General features: G+C 73.1%; 19 protein-coding genes and 1 pseudogene. 12 read left to right on the top strand and 8 right to left on the bottom strand.

What is annotated here, in order from left to right:
- The first annotated feature begins 32 nt into the window (after positions 1-32).
- Positions 33-1,349, top strand: coding sequence for an iron uptake transporter deferrochelatase/peroxidase subunit (gene efeB / locus ACE1OC_RS28565; RefSeq protein ID WP_407839417.1), 1,317 nt, complete (start codon positions 33-35; stop codon positions 1,347-1,349).
- An 18-nt stretch (positions 1,350-1,367) separates the two neighbouring features.
- A complete protein-coding gene (efeU, locus tag ACE1OC_RS28560) occupies positions 1,368-2,222 on the top strand; it encodes an iron uptake transporter permease EfeU (RefSeq protein WP_407839416.1) in 855 nt (284 codons plus the stop codon).
- Between the two features lies 1 nt (position 2,223).
- Here efeU and ACE1OC_RS28555 read toward each other — a convergent pair whose 3' ends face one another.
- From ACE1OC_RS28555 to ACE1OC_RS28545, 3 genes are read right to left on the bottom strand one after another with little or no spacing between them, the layout of a single operon-like run.
- Positions 2,224-2,844 (bottom strand): GNAT family N-acetyltransferase, encoded by a 621-nt coding sequence (locus ACE1OC_RS28555; protein ID WP_407839415.1) that lies wholly within the window; start codon positions 2,842-2,844, stop codon positions 2,224-2,226.
- On the bottom strand, positions 2,844-3,710 hold the full coding sequence (locus ACE1OC_RS28550) for a PhzF family phenazine biosynthesis protein (RefSeq protein WP_267039278.1): 867 nt from the start codon (positions 3,708-3,710) through the stop codon (positions 2,844-2,846). Before ACE1OC_RS28550 ends, ACE1OC_RS28555 begins: the two co-directional genes overlap by 1 nt.
- A gap of 50 nt (positions 3,711-3,760) precedes the next feature.
- Positions 3,761-4,531, bottom strand: coding sequence for an SDR family oxidoreductase (locus ACE1OC_RS28545; RefSeq protein WP_266958399.1), 771 nt, complete (start codon positions 4,529-4,531; stop codon positions 3,761-3,763).
- 108 nt (positions 4,532-4,639) lie between these two features.
- Between ACE1OC_RS28545 and ACE1OC_RS28540 the strand changes: the two genes are divergently transcribed.
- Together ACE1OC_RS28540 and ACE1OC_RS28535 are read left to right on the top strand one after the other, a co-directional pair.
- Positions 4,640-5,980: a Bcr/CflA family multidrug efflux MFS transporter gene (locus ACE1OC_RS28540; protein ID WP_407839414.1), complete on the top strand. Its 1,341-nt coding sequence runs from the start codon at positions 4,640-4,642 to the stop codon at positions 5,978-5,980.
- A 68-nt stretch (positions 5,981-6,048) separates the two neighbouring features.
- Positions 6,049-7,053: a small ribosomal subunit Rsm22 family protein gene (locus ACE1OC_RS28535; protein ID WP_407839413.1), complete on the top strand. Its 1,005-nt coding sequence runs from the start codon at positions 6,049-6,051 to the stop codon at positions 7,051-7,053.
- 88 nt (positions 7,054-7,141) lie between these two features.
- Here ACE1OC_RS28535 and ddaH read toward each other — a convergent pair.
- Positions 7,142-7,978 (bottom strand): annotated as a pseudogene (gene ddaH / locus ACE1OC_RS28530) (dimethylargininase); the annotation flags it as partial.
- A 97-nt stretch (positions 7,979-8,075) separates the two neighbouring features.
- Here ddaH and ACE1OC_RS28525 point away from each other — a divergent pair.
- Together ACE1OC_RS28525 and ACE1OC_RS28520 are read left to right on the top strand one after the other, a co-directional pair.
- Positions 8,076-8,738, top strand: coding sequence for a TetR/AcrR family transcriptional regulator (locus ACE1OC_RS28525; protein ID WP_407839412.1), 663 nt, complete (start codon positions 8,076-8,078; stop codon positions 8,736-8,738).
- Between the two features lie 137 nt (positions 8,739-8,875).
- Positions 8,876-9,625: a bifunctional DNA primase/polymerase gene (locus ACE1OC_RS28520; RefSeq protein WP_407839411.1), complete on the top strand. Its 750-nt coding sequence runs from the start codon at positions 8,876-8,878 to the stop codon at positions 9,623-9,625.
- Positions 9,626-9,689: 64 nt separating this feature from the next.
- Here ACE1OC_RS28520 and yaaA read toward each other — a convergent pair whose 3' ends face one another.
- The gene (gene yaaA / locus ACE1OC_RS28515; protein ID WP_407839410.1) at positions 9,690-10,490 is read right to left on the bottom strand and encodes a peroxide stress protein YaaA; all 801 of its coding nucleotides are present in this window, start codon (positions 10,488-10,490) and stop codon (positions 9,690-9,692) included.
- A gap of 106 nt (positions 10,491-10,596) precedes the next feature.
- Between yaaA and ACE1OC_RS28510 the strand changes: the two genes are divergently transcribed.
- Positions 10,597-12,039 (top strand): RNB domain-containing ribonuclease, encoded by a 1,443-nt coding sequence (locus tag ACE1OC_RS28510; protein ID WP_407839409.1) that lies wholly within the window; start codon positions 10,597-10,599, stop codon positions 12,037-12,039.
- Positions 12,040-12,099: 60 nt separating this feature from the next.
- On the opposite strand, the gene ACE1OC_RS28505 is transcribed toward ACE1OC_RS28510, so the two are convergent.
- On the bottom strand, positions 12,100-13,485 hold the full coding sequence (locus ACE1OC_RS28505; RefSeq protein ID WP_407839408.1) for a TerD family protein: 1,386 nt from the start codon (positions 13,483-13,485) through the stop codon (positions 12,100-12,102).
- Between the two features lie 153 nt (positions 13,486-13,638).
- Between ACE1OC_RS28505 and ACE1OC_RS28500 the strand changes: the two genes are divergently transcribed.
- The 5 genes from ACE1OC_RS28500 to ACE1OC_RS28480 all read left to right on the top strand — a co-directional run bounded on the left by ACE1OC_RS28500 (position 13,639) and on the right by ACE1OC_RS28480 (position 18,253).
- Positions 13,639-14,544 carry a helix-turn-helix domain-containing protein gene (locus tag ACE1OC_RS28500; protein ID WP_407839407.1) on the top strand — a complete coding sequence of 302 codons (906 nt, stop codon included), beginning with the start codon at positions 13,639-13,641 and terminating at the stop codon, positions 14,542-14,544.
- A 585-nt stretch (positions 14,545-15,129) separates the two neighbouring features.
- On the top strand, positions 15,130-15,642 hold the full coding sequence (locus ACE1OC_RS28495; RefSeq protein ID WP_243329576.1) for an XRE family transcriptional regulator: 513 nt from the start codon (positions 15,130-15,132) through the stop codon (positions 15,640-15,642).
- A gap of 142 nt (positions 15,643-15,784) precedes the next feature.
- Positions 15,785-16,486: a hypothetical protein gene (locus ACE1OC_RS28490; RefSeq protein ID WP_407839406.1), complete on the top strand. Its 702-nt coding sequence runs from the start codon at positions 15,785-15,787 to the stop codon at positions 16,484-16,486.
- Between the two features lies 1 nt (position 16,487).
- Positions 16,488-17,660 carry an MAB_1171c family putative transporter gene (locus tag ACE1OC_RS28485; RefSeq protein ID WP_407839405.1) on the top strand — a complete coding sequence of 391 codons (1,173 nt, stop codon included), beginning with the start codon at positions 16,488-16,490 and terminating at the stop codon, positions 17,658-17,660.
- On the top strand, positions 17,657-18,253 hold the full coding sequence (locus tag ACE1OC_RS28480) for a hypothetical protein (protein WP_250745620.1): 597 nt from the start codon (positions 17,657-17,659) through the stop codon (positions 18,251-18,253). The genes ACE1OC_RS28485 and ACE1OC_RS28480 overlap by 4 nt, the downstream gene beginning before the upstream one ends.
- A 143-nt stretch (positions 18,254-18,396) precedes the next feature.
- Here ACE1OC_RS28480 and ACE1OC_RS28475 read toward each other — a convergent pair whose 3' ends face one another.
- A complete protein-coding gene (locus tag ACE1OC_RS28475; RefSeq protein ID WP_407839404.1) occupies positions 18,397-19,233 on the bottom strand; it encodes a hypothetical protein in 837 nt (278 codons plus the stop codon).
- Positions 19,230-20,021: a MerR family transcriptional regulator gene (locus tag ACE1OC_RS28470; RefSeq protein WP_407839403.1), complete on the bottom strand. Its 792-nt coding sequence runs from the start codon at positions 20,019-20,021 to the stop codon at positions 19,230-19,232. Before ACE1OC_RS28470 ends, ACE1OC_RS28475 begins: the two co-directional genes overlap by 4 nt.
- Positions 20,022-20,082: the final 61 nt, after the last annotated feature.

Here is a 20,082-nt window from a genome sequence, read left to right as displayed (position 1 = left end):
CCGGAACAGCAGAGCAGGCGGGAGATCCTCACATGAGCGAGTCGGTGTCCGGGCAGGAGCCCGCACAGGACGAGGCCCAGGGCGCGCCGGAGCAGACGGGCGCGGGCACGGGTGCAGGTGCGGGTGCGCCCTCGCGCCGGACCGTCCTCGGCTGGGGCGGCGCGGGCCTCGCGCTCGGCGCGGCGGCGGCCGGCGGTACGGCCGCCGTCCTGAACTCGGGCCCCGACATGGTCTCGGCGGCCTCGGCCGGCGCGGCCGTGCCGTTCCACGGTGAGCACCAGGCCGGTATCGCCAGCGCCGTCCAGGACCGCCTGCACTTCGCTGCCTTCGACGTGAAGACGAAGGACCGCGCCGAGCTGATCCAGCTCCTGAAGGACTGGACCGCGGCGGCCCGGCTGATGACGGCCGGCCAGCCGGTCGGCGAGGGCGGCTACGGCGGCCTCCCGGAGGCCCCGCCGGACGACACGGGCGAGGCGCTGGGCCTGAAGGCCTCCCGCCTCACCCTCACCATCGGTTTCGGGCCGGGCCTGTTCGCCAAGGGCCGCTTCGGCCTGGAGGGCAAGCGCCCCGGCGCCCTGATCGACCTGGAGCTCTTCCCCGGCGACAACCTCGACCCGGCCCGCTCCGGCGGCGACCTGTGCGTGCAGGCCTGCGCCGACGACCCGCAGGTCGCGGTGCACGCCATCCGCCAGCTCGCCCGCATCGGCTTCGGCAAGACGGCGGTGCGCTGGTCGCAGCTGGGCTTCGGCAAGACCTCGTCGACCACGCCCGACGAGCAGACCCCGCGCAACATGATGGGCTTCAAGGACGGCACCCGGAACATCTCGGGCACCGACAAGGCCGCCCTGGAGAAGCACGTGTGGGTCGGCGCCGACGACGGCAGCGACTGGCTGACCGGTGGCTCGTACCTCGTGGCGCGCCGGATCCGGATGAACATCGAGACGTGGGACCGCACGCCCCTGGGCGAGCAGGAGGACATCTTCGGCCGCGACAAGGGCGAGGGTGCCCCCGTGGGCAAGTCCAAGGAGCGCGACGAGCCGTTCCTGAAGGCGATGAAGCCCGAGGCACACGTCCGCCTCGCGCACCCGGACACCAACAACGGTGCGACGATCCTGCGCCGCGGCTACTCCTTCACCGACGGCACGGACGGACTGGGCCGGCTCGACGCGGGCCTGTTCTTCCTCGCCTACCAGCGCGACGTGCGCACGGGCTTCGTGCCGATCCAGCGCAACCTGGCGAAGTCCGACGTCCTCAACGAATACATCCAGCACGTGGGTTCGGCCGTCTTCGCCGTCCCGCCGGGCGTCCGCGACAAGGACGACTGGTGGGGCCGGACGCTGTTCGCGTAAGGGACCGGGAGAACCGAAGTGTTCAGCAATTATCTGATCGGGCTGCGCGAGGGGCTGGAAGCCAGCCTCGTCGTCTGCATCCTCATCGCCTACCTGGTCAAGACCGGGAACAAGGACAAGCTGGCGCCGCTGTGGCTGGGCGTCGGCCTGGCCGCCGCCCTGTCCCTGGCCTTCGGCGCGGGCCTCGAATTCGGCACGCAGGAACTGACCTTCAAGGCGCAGGAGGCGATCGGCGGCACCCTGTCGATCGTCGCGGTCGGCCTGGTCACCTGGATGGTCTTCTGGATGAAGCGCACCGCGCGGCACCTGAAGACCGAGCTCCACGGCAAGCTCGACGCGGCGCTCGCGATGGGCACCGGCGCCCTGGTGGCGACGGCGTTCCTGGCCGTCGGCCGGGAGGGCCTGGAGACCTCGCTGTTCGTGTGGCGCTCGGTGCACGCGGCCGGTGACGGCGCGGGCCCGCTGATCGGCGTGCTGCTCGGCATCGGCTCGTCGATCCTGCTGGGCTGGCTGTTCTACCGGGGCGCGCTGAAGATCAACCTGTCGAAGTTCTTCACGTGGACCGGCGCCATGCTGGTCGTGGTCGCCGCGGGCGTGCTCGCGTACGGCGTCCACGACCTCCAGGAGGCCGACTTCCTGCCGGGGCTGACCACCAAGGCCTTCGACATCAGCTCGGCGATCCCGCCGGACAGCTGGTACGGGACCCTGCTCAAGGGCACCCTCAACTTCCAGCCGGACCCGACCGTGCTCCAGGTCATCGTGTGGGCCCTGTACCTGGTCCCGGTGCTCGCCCTGTTCCTGGCCCAGGCTCCGGGCAACCGCACCAAGCCGAAGGCGGAACCGAAGCCCGAGCCGGAGCCGAGCGGCTCCTGACTCACCACAGCCTGTCGATCGTCCCCGGGTAGAGGGGGACACGGATGCCGGTGAAGGCCGCGCGGACCCGGTCCGCGCGGCCTTCGTCGTCCGCGGCGCCGGTGCGGAACGCCCCGAGCACCGTCTTGTCGAGGCCCGGGGCGTCCGTGGCGAGGGGGTCCGCGGGGGTGCCGCCGACCAGGACCGTGCCGGGCAGCACCTCGAAACCGGCCGCCTCGTAGAACGGGACCAGTTCCCGGTCGCAGCTGAACAGCGCCAGGTCCACCCCCGGATCGGCGGCGAGCAGGGCGCGGGCGGCCGCGACCAGCCGGCCGCCGTACCCGCGGCCCCGGACGTCGGCCCGGGTCACCACGCCGCTCAGCCCGGCCGCGCGGTACGTACGCCCGTCCGCGAGCCGGACCGGCTTGTGGAGCAGCGCCAGGCTGGCGGCGACCCGTCCGTCGGCGTCCAGGAGCAGGACCGCGCGCGGGGCGAGCGCCGGGTCGTGCCCGGGGGACGACCCGGGCCATGCCTGCGCCTCCAGGGCCGCCACCTGCTCGGCGAGCCCGGAGGGCAGGGCCTCGTACTCGATGGCCCCCTCGATGGCCCCGACGGGCCCCTCGTCGGCCCCCTCGATCCGCACTACGGGATCAGCGCCCCCGCGCCGCCCACCCGGACCCGGGAGTCGCCGGACCGGAGCTCGACCGTCAGGACGCCGGGGCGGCCCATGTCCTCGCCCTGGTGGAGGGTCAGGACGGCGTCGGCCGGGACGAGGCCGAGCTCGCGCGCGTACGCCCCGAAGGCGGCAGCGGCGGCGCCGGTCGCCGGGTCCTCGACGACTCCGCCGACCGGGAAGGGGTTGCGCACGTGGAACTCCGCCGGGCCCGCCCGGTACACGAGCTGTGCGGTGACCAGGTCGAGGCGGCGCATCAGCGCCTCCAGCCGGGCGAAGTCGTAGTCGAGGTCCGCGAGCCGGGCCCGGGTGGCGGCGCCGAGCACCAGGTGGCGGGCGCCGGCGTAGGCGATCCGCGGCGGGAACGCCGGGTCCAGGTCGGCGGCCGGCCAGTTCAGCGCCGCCAGCGCCTCGGCGAGGTCGGCCGGGTCCAGGTCCTCGGTGTGCGGCTCGACGCTGGTCAGGGTGGCGCGCAGGCCGCCGGCCCCGTCCTGCCGGGTCACCGACACCGGCACCGTGCCCGCGCGGGTCGCGAAGAGCAGCTCGCCCGGGCCGATCCGCTCGCCCAGCGCCACGGCGGTGGCCACGGTGGCGTGCCCGCAGAAGGGGACCTCCACCTTGGGGCTGAAGTAGCGCACGGTGAAGGCCCGGCCCTCCTCGCCGCCCAGGCCCTCGGGCGGGGCGGTGAGGAAGGCCGTCTCGCTGTAGCCCAGGTCGGCGGCGATCTTCAGCATGGCGGCCTCGTCGAGGCCGCCTGCGTCGATGACGACGCCCGCGGGGTTGCCGCCGGCCGGGTCGTCGGAGAACGCGGTGTAGCGCAGTACTTCGTTCGTCATGACCGGCTCAACTCCCGAGTCGCGAAGATCATTCCCCGGACCGGGAACCCTCAGCCCCGCCCGATGTACGGCATCGCCGTCGCCATCACCGTCGCGAACTGCACGTTCGCCCCGAGCGGGAGCTCCGCCATGTGCAGCACGGTGCGCGCCACGTCGGACGCGTCCATGACGGGCTCCACCGCGAGCTGTCCGTTGGCCTGCATGATCCCGGTCTGCATCCGCTCGGTCATCTCGGTGGCCGCGTTGCCGATGTCGATCTGCCCGCACGCGATCCCGTACGGGCGCCCGTCCAGCGACAGGGACTTCGTCAGGCCGGTCATGGCGTGCTTGGTCGCGGTGTACGCGATCGAGTTCGGCCGCGGCACGTGCGCGGAGATGGAGCCGTTGTTGATGATGCGGCCGCCCTGCGGGTCCTGGGCCTTCATCACCCGGAAGGCCGCCTGCGCGCAGAGGAAGGAGCCGGTGAGGTTGACGTCGACCACCGAGCGCCAGGCCTCGTAGGAGATGTCCTCCAGTGCGACTCCGGCCGGGCCGAAGGTGCCGGCGTTGTTGAAGAGCAGGTCGACCCGCCCGTAGCGCTCGCGAACGGTCTCGAACAGCGACGCCACGGCGTCCGGATCGCTCACGTCGGCCGGGACGCAGAGCACCTCGGCGTCCGGGTGGGCCGCCCTGGCGGCCTCGGCGGTCTCTTCCAGCGGTCCGCTCCTGCGGCCGGCCACCGCGACCGCCCATCCGGCGGCGGCGAGGGTGAGGGCCACGGAACGGCCGATCCCGGATCCGGCTCCGGTCACTACGGCGATCTGCTTCACACGTGCGTTCATGGGGCCGCAGGTTACGTCACATGCGGCTCCCGTCCCGGAACGTTCCGATTGCTGAGAGCATGGGGCGGCAGGGGTGCTGAGAAATGACGATACGACTGGAGTGTCCGCATGCCGGAGAGAGGCCCCGCGACAGCGCCCTCGAACACCGCGCCCTCGAAAGCCGAGTCGCCTTCGACCCCCTCCCCTTCCGCTTCCGCTTCCCCTTCCGCTTCCCCCACCGCACCCCTGACGGCCGCCCGCCGGACGGGACTGCTCGTCACCTTCATCCTCGGCGGGCTCACCGCACTGCCCCCGCTGTCCATGGACATGTACCTGCCGGCCCTGCCGACGGTGACCACGGCCCTGAACAGCCCGGCCGCGACCGTCCAGCTCACCCTCACCGCCTGCCTCGCCGGCATGGCCCTCGGCCAGCTGGTGATCGGCCCGATGAGCGACAAATGGGGCCGTCGGCGCCCCCTGCTCATCGGCATGGTCGTCTACGTCCTCGCCACCGCCATCTGCGCCTTCGCCCCGACCGTCGAGCTGCTGATCGCCTTCCGGCTGCTCCAGGGCCTGGCCGGCGCGGCCGCGATCGTGATCGCGCGGGCCGTCGTGCGCGATCTGTACGACGGGGTCGAGATGGCCCGGTTCTTCTCCACCCTGATGCTCATATCCGGCGTGGCGCCGATCATCGCCCCGCTCATCGGCGGCCAGGTACTGCGCTTCGCCGACTGGCGCGGGGTGTTCGTCGTCCTCACCGTCGTGGGGGCCCTGCTGACCCTCCTGGTCTGGCGGAAGCTCGGCGAGACGCTGCCGCCCGAGCGGCGCCAGACCGGCGGCGTCGGCGCCGCGCTGCGGACCATGCGCGGGCTGTTCGCCGACCGGGTCTTCGCCGGCTACACGCTGGCCGGCGGCTTCGCCTTCGCGGCGCTGTTCGCGTACATCTCCGCCTCCCCGTTCGTCGTGCAGGAGATCTACGGTGCTTCGGCCCAGACCTTCAGCCTGCTGTTCGGCGTCAACTCCCTCGGCCTGATCGCGGTGGGCCAGATCAACGGCAAGCTGCTCGTCGGCCGGGTCAGCCTGGACAAGGTCCTGGGGTACGGGCTCGCGGTCATCGCGGCGGCCTCGGTCGCCCTGCTCCTCATGACCGCCGGGGTCTTCGGCGAGGTCGGGCTCTTCGCGATCTGCGCCGGGCTGTTCGTCCTGATGTCCGCGATGGGCCTGGTGCTGCCGAACACCAACGCGCAGGCCCTGATGCGCGCCCCGCACGCGGCCGGCTCGGCCTCCGCCCTGCTCGGCACCTCCTCCTTCCTGGTCGGAGCCGTCGCCTCCCCGCTCGTCGGCATCGCGGGCGAGGACACGGCGGTACCGATGGCCCTGGTCCAGGCGACCTGCTCCTTCCTGGCGGTCTTCTGCTTCGCCGCCCTGTGCCGTCCCTGGCGCGGCGGCGACCGGCCGACGGCGACCTGACCGGCCGGGGCCGGGCCGGGGCTTCTTCCCCGGCCCGGCCCCGCCCCCGGCCCCCGTAAACTTGGCGGGTGAACGACACCGCCACCACCACCGCCGAAACCCTGCGCAGCGCCCTCGCCGGGCTGCTCGAAGGCCTCCCGCAGAAGCAGGCCACGGCCGCCGTGGAGCGGCTGATCGCCAACTACCGCGGCACGATCCCCACCAACACCCCCGTCCTGCGCAACCGCTCCGACGTGGCCGCGTACGCGGCGTACCGGATGCCCGCCACCTTCGAGGCCGTACGGTCCGCCCTGGACGGGCTCGCCGAGGCGGCCCCGGGCTGGTCCCCGGCCTCGCACGTGGACGTGGGCGGCGGCACCGGCGCGGCGGCCTGGGCCACGGACGCCACCTGGGGCGGGCCGCGCGAGACGGCCGTACTGGACTGGGCGGATCCGGCGCTGCTGCTCGGCAAGGAGCTGGCCGCGGCCTCCTCCTCCCCCGCGCTGCGGGCCGCCGAGTGGCGGCAGAGCGTCATCGGGGCGGGGATGACGCTGCCCGGGGCGGACCTGGTGACGGTCTCGTACGTCCTGGGCGAACTGACCCCGGAGGCCCGCCGCGAGGTGGTCGCCGAGGCGGCGCGGGCCGGTCAGGCCGTGGTGGTGGTCGAGCCGGGCACGCCGGAGGGGTACCTGCGCATCCGCGAGGCCCGCGACCAGCTGATCGAGGCCGGGCTGCAGGTCGCCGCCCCGTGCCCGCACGACGGGACCTGCCCCATCGAGGTCGGCAAGGACTGGTGCCACTTCTCGGCCCGGGTCAGCCGGTCCTCGCTGCACCGTCAGGTCAAGGGCGGCTCCCTCTCCTACGAGGACGAGAAGTTCAGCTACGTGGCCGCCACCCGCTTCCCGGTGGAGCCGGCCGCCTCCCGGATCACGCGCAGGCCGCAGATCCGGAAGGGGCTGGTCCAGCTGGAGCTGTGCGGACCCGAGACCGAGGGCCAGACCCGGGTCAACGTGACCAAGCGCCACGGCGACCTGTACAAGGCCGCGCGGAACGCCGACTGGGGCCAGGAGTGGCCGCCCCCGCAGGAGTCCTGAGCCCCGGGGGGCCCGAGACGGCAGGGCCCGGGCCGGCCGGGGCCCGAGCCCGCAGGGCCGGCCCGGGCCCGTCGGAACCCGCCGCCGGCTAGGGCCTCAGCTCCTGCGTGCAGCACTTCACGCTGCCGCCGCCCTTGAGCAGCTCCCCCAGGTCCATCGGGACCGGCTCGAACCCCCGCGCCCGCAGGGGTGCGAAGAGCCCGGTCGCCTCCTGCGGGAGCAGCACGTGCCGGCCGTCCGAGACCGCGTTGAGCCCCAGGGCGGCCGCGTCCTCGGCGTGCGCGATCAGCGCGTCGGGGAAGAGCCGGCGCAGCACCGCACGGCTGCCTTCGGAGAAGGCCTCCGGGTAGTACATGACCTCGTCGCCGTCGAGCACGGACAGGGCCGTGTCCAGGTGGTAGTAGCGCGGGTCGACCAGGTCGAGACCGATGACCGGTCGGCCGAAGAACTCCTGGGCCTCGTCGTGCGAGAGCGGGCTGGAGCGGAAGCCCCGGCCGGCCAGGATGTAGGTGGCGGTGACGGCGAAGTCACCCTCGCCCTCGTTGACGTGGGACGGCTCGTGGACGTCCTGGAAGCCGTGGTCGCGGAACCAGTCGAGGTGGATCTCCGCCTCGGCGGCCCGTTCGGGGTAGGCGAACCGCGCGCCCAGCACCCGGCCGTCGACGACGAGGGCGCCGTTCGCCGCGAAGACCATGTCGGGCAGTCCGCGTTCGGGGACGAGGGTCTCGACGGTGTGGCCGAGGGCCAGGTAGCGGTCGCGGAGGTCCTCCCACTGGGCCATGGCCAGGGGCAGGTCCACCGGTTTCGTGGGGTCCATCCACGGGTTGATGGAGTACGTGACCTTGAAGTGCGCGGGTGGGCACATCAGGTAGCGCCGGGGTGTGGCGTCTCTGCGCAATGAGGGCTCCTCACGGTGATGAGAAGAGAATCGTCTCTCCTCGGCGGGAACCGCGCAGTGAACTGATTGGGTGGTTTTCCGAACGGCTGAAAGACGAGCGGTTCACGGTTGATAAGTTGCCGAAATGAGCTCCAGTCCCCTCCCCGCTCCCGACGCCGGCACCGGCCCCGCCGCCGCTCCCCGGTCTCCGGACGCCACGCGCCGCAGCGACCGCTCGCGGCGGGCCATCCTGGACGCGGCGCTCGATCTGGTGGGGGAGGTCGGCTACAACAAGCTGACCATCGAGGCCATCGCCGCCCGGGCCGGAGTCGGCAAGCAGACCATCTACCGCTGGTGGTCGTCGAAGGCCGCGGTCCTGCTGGACGCCTCGCTCGCGCTCGCCGGGGACGCGCAGCCCGAGGGGGTGTGGGCCTTCCCCGACACCGGGGACCTGGCCGCTGACCTGAAGTCCGTCATGCGGGCGACGGTGGACGAGTTCGCCGACGAGCGGTACGCGGCCCCCGTGCGCGCCCTGACGGCGGCGGGCGCCACCGATCCCGAACTCGGGGCGCGCTTCACCGAGCGGCTGCTGGAACCCCAGCTCGCGCTGTACGAGGACCGGTTGCGGTCGGCCCGCGAGGCCGGGCAGCTCCCGCCGGACACCGACCTGCGGTTGACCGTGGAGATGCTGGTCGGACCGCTGACGTACCGCTGGCTGATGCGCACGGCGCCGCTCACGCACGCGTACGCGGAGGCGCTGGTGGACGCGGTGCTGGGCGGGGCCGGGGCGGGGTGGGATAAGTCATGACCCCCTGATGGCCGAGAACATATGGCCGATTTCTGTGGTTATGTGGGAGCCCTGGTCAGGGGGTGCGGTCACCCGGCGACCAGGATGGTGGGAACATGTGAGGGTCTACCGGGGCAACGGTGTAGGTGAGGGGATAGATGGGGTCTGAGTCGGGCCGCGTCGCACGCGGCGAGCAGAGCAGGATTTCCCAGTGGCTGCGCCGCAAGCCCAAACCCGACGCCGAGGACCCCGCACGAGAACGCGAAGCCCTGCTGCTGGCCGTCGCCGCGGCGGGCCTGCCGATCTCGCCCGCCGCGCATCCGGCCGGTTATCGGTGTTCGTGCGACCGGATCGGCTGTCCGACGCCCGCGCGACATCCCGTCTCCTTCGCCTGGCAGACGCAGTCCACGACGGACCGCGCGCAGATCGAACGCTGGGCCCGCAACCAGCCCGCGGCCAACTTCATCACCGCGACGGGCATGGTCCACGACGTCCTGGACGTCCCCCTGGAAGCCGGCCACAGCGCGCTGGAACGCCTGCTGGCCGCCGGCATCGAGGTCGGCCCCGTCGCCGAATCCGGTGGTACGGGCGACCAGGCCCGGATGCTCTTCTTCACCGCGACCCGGGGTACGCCCGAGGACGAGGACGAGTGGTGGCCCTGCGAACTGGACTGCCACCCCGAGACGATGGACGAGCACCCCGGACTGCGCTGGCACTGCCGGGGCAGCTACGTACTGGTCCCGCCGGCCGCGCTGCCGGGGGACCTCGCGGTGACGTGGCTCCGCGGCATGGAGCATCCGCTCGTCGATCCGCTGACCCTGCTGGAAACCCTCACGGACGCGTGCGCCACCTACGCCGGCGCCTCGGACCGTGCCCCCGCCACGGTCGCCTGGCCCCTGGGCCGCTGACCCCCTGGGGCTCCGCCCCGGGCCCCGGTCCTCACACGCCGGACGGCTGAAAAGACCCGCTCCGTCAGTGGATCTGGGTGACGACCACGTCGAGGGACCAGGCCTTGCCGGGCTTCGCGGGGGCCTCGGCCTCCACCGTGAAGCCCAGGTCGCGCAGGGCCGTCACCAGTTCCGCCGGGGACGCGGGGACCGCGCCCGCCGACAGGAGGTCGCGGACCAGGCGGCCCTTGGTGGCCTTGTTGAAGTGGCTCACCACCGACCGCTTCTCCACCCCGTCCACCATCTGGGAGTGCAGGACCCGGACCGTGGCCGTGCGCCCCGCCACCTCCCCCTTCGGCTTCCAGGCGGAGGCGTACGCCGAGGACCGCAGGTCCAGGACCAGGCCCTGTCCCGCCGCCTCCGGCATCACCGAGGCCATCGGTTCGCGCCAGAACGCGCCCAGCGCCCCCAGCCCGGGCAGCTTCACGCCCATCGAGCAGCGGTAGGAGGGGATGCGGTCCGCGATCCCGACCGCTCCCCACAGGCCCGAGAAGACCAGCAGGGATTCCGCCGCCAGGGACGCCGCCGCCGGCGTGAGGGTCGACAGGCCCAGCGCGTCGTACAGGACGCCCGTGTAGATCTCCCCGGCCGGGCGGGCGACCGCCGTCCGCAGCTCCGCGTTCTTGGCGACCTCACCGCGCAGGCCCTCGCTCAGGCCGAGCACCTCGCGGGCCTTCAGCTCGTCGCCCACGCACAGCTCGACCAGCTCCTCCAGCACCGCGGCGCGGGCCGCGGCCAGCCCCGGCAGCGAGAGCGTCTCCGGCTTCAGCGGTGCGCCGGAGCCGCCGGCGGCCTTTCCTTCGGACGGCGGCAGCAGGACGAGCACGGTGGTTCTCCTATCGACGGGCACGGCACAGCGGCGGGGGTGCGGCCCCCGACCAGGGTAGACGGCTCGCCGCGCCGCCCGGGCCCACCGGCCATAGGCTCGGCTCATGCCACGCCGTCATATGATCATGACCGGCGCAGACGGGGCTGCTCTGCGGGCCGCGCTGCGTGAACTGCGGACGAAGCTGGAGGTGCCGGAGGAGTTCCCGGCGCCCGTACTCGCCGAGGCCGAGCGGGCCGTGCGCAGCCCCTGCCTGCCGGAGTTCGACGCCACCGACATCCCCTTCTTCACGATCGATCCGCCGACCTCGCGCGATCTGGACCAGGCCATGCACCTGGCGAAGCGCCCCTCCGGCGGTTACCGGGTCCACTACGCCATCGCCGACGTCGCCGCCTACGTCACCCCCGGCGGCGCCCTCGACGCCGAGGCCCACCGCCGGGTCACCACCCTCTACTTCCCCGACGAGAGGGTCCCCCTGCATCCGGCCGTGCTCTCGGAGGGCGCGGCCAGCCTGCTCCCCGACCAGACCTGCCCGGCCCTGCTGTGGCGGCTCGACCTGGACGCCGAGGGGCGGGTGGAGGGGACGGAGGTGCGCCGTGCGCTCGTGCGCAGCCGGGCCAAGCTCGACTACGAGGGTGTGCAGAAGTCCATCGACGGCGGCAGCGCCGAGGAGCCGCTGGCCCTGCTGAAGGACATCGGGCGGCTGCGCGAGGCGTTGGAGGCGGAGCGCGGGGGGATCTCGCTGAACGTGCCCGATCAGGAGATCGTCGAGCACGAGGGCTCGTACAGCCTGGCCTACCGGGCCCCGCTGCCGGCCGACGGCTGGAACGCGCAGATCTCCCTGATGACCGGCATGGCGGCCGCCGAGCTGATGCTCACCGCCGGGACCGGGATCCTACGGACCCTGCCGACGGCCCCCGACGGAGCCGTCGGGCGGCTGCGCCGGGCGGCGAAGGCCCTGCGGATCGAGTGGCCGCACCACGTCCCGTACGCGGAGCTCGTGCGCGGGCTCGATCCGCACCGGCCCGCCCACGCCGCCTTCCTCCAGGAGTGCACGGCCCTGCTGCGCGGCGCCGGCTACACCGTCTTCACCGGCGGCCGGACCCCGGACCCCGTCCTGCACGCCGCGGTCGCGGCCCCGTACGCCCACTGCACCGCGCCGCTGCGCCGGCTCGTCGACCGGTACACGGGCGAGCTGTGCGTGGCGGCCGTCGCCGGGACCGAACCCCCCGGGTGGGCGCTGGAGGCGCTCGACGCCCTGCCGAAGGAGATGTCGGACGGGACCCGGCTGGCGAACTCGGCGGAGCGGGAGTCCGTGGACCTGGTGGAGGCGGCGCTGCTCAAGGACCGCGTCGGGGAGACCTTCGAGGCGACGGTCATCGACGTCAAGGACCGGGAGCCGCTGGTCGGCACGGTCCACCTGGAGGAGCCGGCGGTGATCGGCCGCGTGGAGTCCACGGCGCAGAAGCTGCCGCTGGGCGACCGGATCAGGGTCCGGCTGACGGAGGCGGACCCGGGGCGGGCCAAGGTGCTCTTCGCACCGGCCTAGAGGGTGTGTGGGGGGCGGGGCGCCGCCGGGCGACGCCCCGCCCCTGGTTCCGGGCGCAGGTCAGCGGTGGCGGAGCCAGAAGCTGACGGCGTTCAGTTCCGCGGGTTCCATGGACCAGGCGCCGGGCGCGTCGATCAGCAGGAGGCGCGGGCCCGGAGGCAGCGTGGCGATGCCGCGGCCGCGGTCACGGCGGTGGAAGATGCGCTCGCGGTTGTCGTTGTTCCGGGCGGCCAGCACCTCCATGTGACCCCGTTCCTCCTGCTTGCCGAGGTTCCTGACTTTGACGTCGAGGACGTACTGGCAGGCCAGTACGTCCGGGCCGTGCCCCTCGATCCGGTCGTGGACGAGTTCGGGGACGACCGTCACGGGCCGCAGGGTGACCGTCCACGCGCACCGGGTGTCCACCTCCAGCCGCAGCGGGAGGTCGCCCAGGTTCCGGAAGACGGCCCGGCCGTGCAGATCGTCGATCCGGCTGGCCATGATCTCCGTCTTCCGGCGGCCGTCGCCGTCGGGCTTCAGGAGGGCCACCTTCACGGACCCGACGCCCTCCTTCACCACCTCGACCACCACGAAGCCGTGCGGGATCGGGGTGTCGATCTCCACGATCCCGTGGCCCAGGCCGGACCGCCGGATCGGCTCGAACTCCTTCCCGAACTCGAAGGGGAGCGAGTTGAGCCGCCCCGACGGCACCCCGGGCGGCGGCGCGGCCGAGACCGGCACCGCACCCGAGGCCTTCACGACGACCCGGGGCTCCGGAGGCTCGGGCGACGGCGACGGCGACGGCGACGGCGACGGCGGCTGGAAGGGCGGCGGCACCGGAACCGGCGACGGCGCGGACGCGGAGACGGGCTCCGGCAGCGGCGGCGGGAGCGGGAGCCGGTCGGGGAACGGTGCCGGGGCGGCGGGCGCCTCGTCCGGCACCGTGAAGCCGAAGTCGGTGGCCAGGCCCGGCAGCCCGGACGCGTAGCCCTGTCCCACCGCGCGGAACTTCCATCCCCCGTCCCTGCGGTAGAACTCGCCCAGCAGGATCGCGGTCTCCGTCGTCGCCCCCTCCACGGCGTACAGCGCGAGCTGCTCCCCCGTGGCCGCGCCGACCGCCCGCAGGTACAGGTCCTCGACCTCGCCGAAGGTCCCGCCGTCACAGGACGCCGCGACCACGATCCGCTCCACGCACGGCTCGACGCGGCCGGGGTCGATCTCCAGCCAGTCCGCGGTGACCCCGCCCTCGCCCCGGGCATCGCCCAACAGCCGTACGGCGCTCCCCGCGTGCTCGGGCTGGTTGTAGAACACCAGGTCACCCCGGCCCCTGACCTTGCCGTCCGCCCCGACGAGCAGTGCGGCCGCGTCCACCGCGGGCGAGCCGGGCCCGTCGTCACGGCGGACGACGGCGACGCGCATCGACTCGCCGCTGAGCGGAAGGTTTCCCCCCTTGATGATCTCTGTCATGCGCGCATCCTGACATCACGGCCCGGCCCGCCGGCAGGTGCGGCGGACCGGATCCGCTGCCGGACCTCTCTGGCCATCGTGCCCCGTGGCCTGCCATCATCGGCCGACCGCGCGGTATCACCGGCCGCGCAACAGCGGGGAGAGGGACCGGACATGGGATCGGTCGGCACCTTCGACGTATGCACCGTTCCTGCCGCCGCCACGGGCAGCAGATCGGCCCGCCGCCGCCCGCCGGCCGCCGCATTGAGACCGCTGATCATCAACTACACGGGATTCCACACGGAGTTCACCGCCCCGAGGCGCCGCCTGGAGCTGCCCACCGGCTGCGTGACCCTGGTCTTCAGCTTCTCCGAGGGCCTGTGGGTCTCCCGTACGGAGGACCTCGCCGGGGCCCGACTGCGGCCCGCCGCCCGGGCGATGATCAGCGGCCCGCGCACGGTGCCGGCGATCGGCGTGCACTCGGGGGTCGTGCACGGGCTGGAGGTGAACATGACCCCGCAGGGCTGCTACCGGCTGTTCGGCATCCCGATGTGGCACTTCGAGGACGCCCACGTGGACCTGGTGGAGGTGCTCGGACGGCAGGGCCGCCACCTCTGCGAACGGCTCCAGGCGCTCCCCTCGTGGACGGAGCGGTTCGCGCTGCTCGACGCACTGTTCTGCGCCCGCCTCGACGGCGGCCCCTCCCCGGCGCCCGAGGTCGACGGAGCCCTCGCCGGGCTCTGGGCGAACACCCGCTCCCTGACCCGGGTGAGCGCCGCGACGGGGTGGAGCGCCCGTACCGTACGGGCGCGGTTCCGCGAGCAGGTGGGCCTGTCCCCGAAGGCCATGGCCCGGGTGTTCCGGCTCCAGCACGCACTGCGGATGCTGGCGGCGGGAACGGCGGCCGCGCAGGTGGCGGCGGTGTGCGGCTTTCACGACCAGGCGCACCTGAGCCGCGAGGTGAAGGCGATGACGGGGCTGCCCCCGTCCCGGTTCGTCCTGCTGCGGGGCGGGCTGGCGCCCGGTTCGGCACTGGACCGGATGGCGGGCCGCGTCAGCAGCGTGCTGCTGACCGGCTAGCCCGGCCACGGGCCGCGCCGGATCCCTGGCCTTCGCCGGATCGCGACCCGGGGCGCGCCTCGGATCGCGTCCCGGGTCGCCGCCGGACCGTACTGCCCGGCGGCGGCTCCCCCGTTGGAATTCCGCCGGACCCCGACGACAGGCGTCGGCTCCCGTCGTCGAGCGGTTCGCCCGCCCAGGGCTGAGGACCCCCGTACCCCAGCCCACGAGCGAGCGCTCCGACCCCCCTGGTCCCGCACCTGGAGCCTGCCGCCGTGACGGCATTGCGGCTCCTCCCCCTTCCGCCTTCGCCCACCGGCTCGGCCGCTCAGTCGGCTAGACGCTGTGCGTCGAGCGGTTGAGCGCCGAGCCGTCTAGCGCGCTAGACGGCTGGACGAAGATACGCCGCCGCACGCATGCCCTGTCAAGGTCCTGCGGGGCGCCCTGGGGGCAATATGGCATGGGTCACATTCCGCTGGGTCCGCTAGCTGGGTAGACGCAGTTCGTTGCACTGTGTGGCGAAAGCCATCTAGGCAGGTAGATAATGGTGGCGATGATTTAGTACTGGACTATGAGATCCAGCAGGAGACGGGAGCAGTGACGGTGATGGGTGAGGAGACCCCCACCGGCCGGCGGGACACCATGGGCGACCGCCTCGGCTTCTTGATCGAGACGATCCACCCTGCGGGCCGTGGTCCGTACACGTACCAGGAGATCGCCGAGGGCACCAAGAAGCTGTCCGGCCCCTCCGTCTCGCACGGCACGGTCCAGACCATCCGCCTGAACAACAACCCGAACCCGGGCATCGACTCGATCCGCGCCATCGCCAACTTCTTCGGCGTCACCGTCGGGTACCTGGCCGACGGAGAGAACGCCCAGGCGATCGAGCAGCGGATCGAGGAGCGGATCGCGCGGCTGCGCGAGGAGATGGGCAAGGCCGCGGCGGCCGACGAGTTCGCCCAGGTCCTGGAGGACGAACAGGTCAAGGCCGCGGCCTTCCGCCTGAGCGGGCTGTCCGCCGGTTCCATGCGCTCCGTCACCGGCTTGATCAAGCAGCTCCGGAAGGCCGAAGGGCTTCCGGATGTGAAGCCCCGCCGTCGCCGCGGCAAGGAGTCCTGAGGCGTAAATCAGCCACGCGCCTCGCCTGGCAGCCGTATTCCGGCCACCGATACGCCCTCAGTAAGCCCCTGCTGCGCTTCCGGTTACTCTCAAACCCGATCGGGTGTGCGGACTGGAGCGACGACGGGCGGGGAGGGCGACCATGCGCTGGTGGAAGCGCGCCGACTCGGAATGCGCCGCCGTCGCCGACCGGCTCGTCATCCCCCGGCCGTTCGACCTCGAAGCCTTCTGCGAGGGGATCGCCGCACAGCGCGGCCGGCCGCTGATCCTGCTGCCCCTCGACGGACCCCCCGACCCGGCCCTGCCCTGCGGGATCTGGCTCGGACTGGACGTCGCCGACCTCGTCTTCTACGACGCCGTCGCGGCCGAGATCCTCAAGGTCCAGATCGTCCTCCACGAGATCTCGCACATGCTGCTCGGCCATGTCGCTCCCGAACTCGACATCCCCGAACAGCCCTCGGACCGGGAGATCGCCCGGGCCTCCGAGCACTTCCAGCGCCTGCTGACGCGTACGCACACGGCAGTCTCCGGGATCGACCGCCCCGAGCTGCCCGTGGCCTCGATCATCCGCACCGAGGCGGCCCGGATCCGGAACGTGGCCCGCATGACCGAATCGATCGACGAGGAACTCGGCCTCGACATCGACCGCCTGGCGCACCTCATGGGGCGGAGCAAGTTCGCCAGCCCGCAGGAGCGGCAGGCGGAGACCCTGGCCACGCTCATCCACGAGCGGGCCGGCCGCTACAACACGACGCAGTCGACCTCCAGTGACAGCGAGGCCGAGGACCGTCTCGTACGCCTCCATGACGCCCTCGGGCACCCCGTTCGAAACACGTGGTCGTGAAGTGAAACACCTCGAAATCGCCATCCTGGTCATGCTCTGGACGGTGACGGTCTGGCGTGCTCCCTCGGCCGTCCGGTCGGTCAAGCAGCGGGCCCTGTGGACGGCGTTCGCCGCCCTGACCGTCTCCATGACGCTCCGCCTCCCCGGCGTGATGCGCACCCTGGACGACTGGGCGGGGGTCAACAACCTCTCCACCCTCGTCAAGCACTGGCTGGGCATGATCGCGGCCGGCGCGGTCGTCGACTTCGTCGTCGCCATCGCCCGCCCGGAGACCGGCCGCCGGCTGCGGGCCCGCCACTACGCCGCCCTGACCGCGATGACGGCCATGGCGGTGCTCTTCGCGTTCTTCGTCCCGCGGCCCCACGAGATGACCGACTTCTTCGAGGAGACCGCCGGCAACGGCTGGGCCACGGCCTACTACCTCCTCTTCGTCGTCTACCTCGGCATCGCCATGGCCACCGCCACCTGGCTGTTCTGGGGCAGCGCCCGGCACGCCAGCGCCCTGTGGCTGCGGACCGGCGTCCGCCTCATGGGCATCGGAACCGCCGTCGGCGTGCTCTACACCCTGCTGCGGGCCGGGTACATCGCGACCCGCCTCGCCGGCCTCACGGACGACACCAGCGACATCGCCGTCGACAACGTCACCGACGCCCTGAAGTACCTGGCGATCGGGTTCATCCTGATCGGGAGCAGCATCCCCGCCTTCGGCGTGGCCTGGCGCACCGTCCAGGACGGCCGCCACCACCGGCAGCTCCAGCCGCTCTGGCAGGACCTGACCGCGGTCACCCCCGACATCGTCCTGAAGACCGGCCTCCTGCGCAGCCCGCGGCTGCGGCTGTACCGGCGGGTGATCGAGATCCGTGACGCCGCCCTGACCCTGGACGCCTACACCGCCAACGACGTCCGCGAGCGCGCGCACCGCGCCGCCCTGGCGGCCGGGTTCGACCCGGCGACGAGCCCGGCGGCCGAAGCCCTCTGGATGCGGGCGGCCCGCGAGGGCAAGGCCCGCGGGGTCCTGCCGCTGCGCGGCGCCCAGGAGCCCGCGGCCACCGTCGGGATCGACGACCTCGACTTCGGCACCGAAGTGCTGCGCCTCATCCAGCTCGCCCGGATCTACCACTCCGCCGTGGCCGACGAGTTCCTCACCACGACCAGCCAGGAGGCCACGGCGTGACCGCCACGCTCACCCAGCCCACCGAGTCCCGATCCGCCCGCCTGATCACCGACGGGCTCGATCCCAAGACCTGGATCATCGCCGATACCCTCCTGATCGGCTGGCACACCGCCGGCCTCGCCGGGATCGGCTGGGGGCTCCTGGGCTGCCTGTTCGCCGCCGTCATCCCGCTCGCCTTCATCAAGTACGGCATCCGGCGCGGCCGCTGGGCCGACCGGCACGTCGGCCAGCGCCAACAGCGCATCGTCGTGATGGTGTTCATCATCGGCTCGGTCGCCACCGGCATCCTGCTGATGGCGCTCCTCGGCTCCCCCCGCACGATGATCGCGCTGATCGCGGCCATGCTGGTCACCCTCGCGGCCCTGCTCGCCGTGACCCCCGCCTGGAAGATCAGCGTGCACGCGGCCGTCTCCTCCGGGAGCGTCGCCATGCTCGCCATGACCTACGGGCCCTGGCTGCTGCTCGCCTACCCGCTGGTCGCCGTCGTCGGCTGGTCCCGGGTCGAGCTGAAGGACCACACCCTCGCCCAGGTCCTCGCGGGCACCGCGGTGGGCGCGGCCGTGGCGGCCACCACCTTCGGGCTGATCCGCTAGGGCCTCTCCCCCACACCTCCCCCGTCCCGTCCGTCCCGCCCGTCCCGTCGGCGGCGTCGTTTTCCAGCCGTGCCGTTTTCGACAAGACAAGCGCGCACCGGCTTGTCACGCTCGGCGCACACCGTCGGCACGGCGGCAGCCCGTCACGGGGGTGCGGGCTGCCGCAGTGCCGCGACCAGCGCGCGGGGCTCGTCCGCGTGGAAGCGGACGACGCGGGCTTCGGCGCGGGCGCCGAGCGGGCGGCGGAAGACGAGCGGGCGGCTCAGTTCCACGGTGACGGTGGTCTGGCTGCCGACGATCAGGTCGAGCACTCCGTCCTCGGAGAGGGTGACGAGCCGTCCCTCGGGGTAGCGCCGGTCCACCCGGACCGAGGCCACCGCGTCCGGCGGGACGGTCAGGTCGAAGAGGGCTCCGTAGCGGATGCGCAGGGTCCCGTCGGGCCGTACGACGTGCGGCCGGGTCACGCATGCGGCGTGCAGGGCGAGCATCAGCAGCACCCCGTACACGTCGAGGACGAGCACCACCCGGTGGACGGCCGGCCAGGGGATCAGGACGGCCAGCGCCACCGTCTCGATCAGCGACACGAAGACCAGGCCGTACATCATGGCCGTCTGCGGTCCGGTGTACGGGGCCGCGTGGTCTCCGGGGCGCACCCCGTGCGGGGGCCGCCGCAGCGCCCAACGGGCCAGCGCCGCGGACGCGCGCAGCTCGTGCAGCACGAGGCGGCGTACGGGCACGGGCACCACGGCCCGTACGGCCTCGCGGCGGGCCGCGGCGGGGGCGGCGCCGCGGGCGCGGGCGGCGGCGTACAGGGAGTACAGGACGCGGGCCTCCAGGAGGAGGACGCCCAGCACCATGACCTCGGCGACGGCGAGGGCCCAGCCGGGCGGGCGCACTCCGGCGGCCACGCACACCACCAGCGCCAGCTCCATGGGGAGCACGGCGGCCACCCCGATCCGTGCCGCGCGTATCGCGCTCATTCCCGGCCCCTCCTCGTCTGCACCTTCGTCTGCGCGGCCCACGTGTCCGTGAAGGCCTCCGTCACCCGGCGGACGACCTCCGCCTGCGCCGGGGCGTACTCGGCGAGCAGGGCCTCCAGGAAGCCCGGCAGCTCCTGCGGCCCGCCGGCCCCCTCCGTGGCCGCCGCCGTCGCCATCGCCGCGAACGCCTCGGCGGGCACCGCGGCCACCAGTTCCGCGGCGAGCGGCCCGATCCGGGGATCGTCCCCGTCCGCGTCGGCGAGCTCGTCGAGCCGCTCGTACAGCGCGAGCACGGCCGGATCGGCGGCGACCGTGCCGAGCACCGCGTAGAGCTCCTCCCCCACGGCGCCCGAGGCGTCCAGCAGGCTCAGGTGCTCCCGGTCGAGCGCGGCCGACGGCGAACTCGTCGCGGGCGCCTTGGCGAGCAGCTCCGCGAGTGCGGGCGAGACCGGCTCGGCCTCCCCGGGCGGGGCGGCGAGCAGGACGGCGAGGCGCCGTCTGCGCTCGGCCAGTTCGGCCTGCTGGCGGGCGAGGTCGGCGTCGAGCTCGGCCAGTACCTCGGCCAGCTCGCGCCCCGCGTCGTCCGCGAGCACGTCGCGCACCTCGTCGAGGCTCAGCCCGAGCTCGGTCAGCCGGCGCACCCGGGCCAGCCGGACGGCGTCGCGCACGCTGTAGGCGCGGTAGCCGTTGGGGCGCCGGTCCGGCTCGGGGAGCAGGCCGACGTGGTGGTAGTGCCGGATCGCCCGGGTGGTGACCCCGACGAGCGCGGCGATCTCTCCGATCCGCATGGGTTCCAGTAGAAACCCTGCCGTTGCGTCAAGGTCAAGCCGTGATGACGCAGCCGGTACG

The organism is Streptomyces stoeckheimensis, from assembly GCF_045822005.1.
GTDB classification, from domain to species: domain Bacteria; phylum Actinomycetota; class Actinomycetes; order Streptomycetales; family Streptomycetaceae; genus Streptomyces; species Streptomyces stoeckheimensis.
The sequence above is the reverse complement of the archived record's forward strand: the minus strand, read 5'-3'. Positions and strand labels throughout refer to the sequence as shown.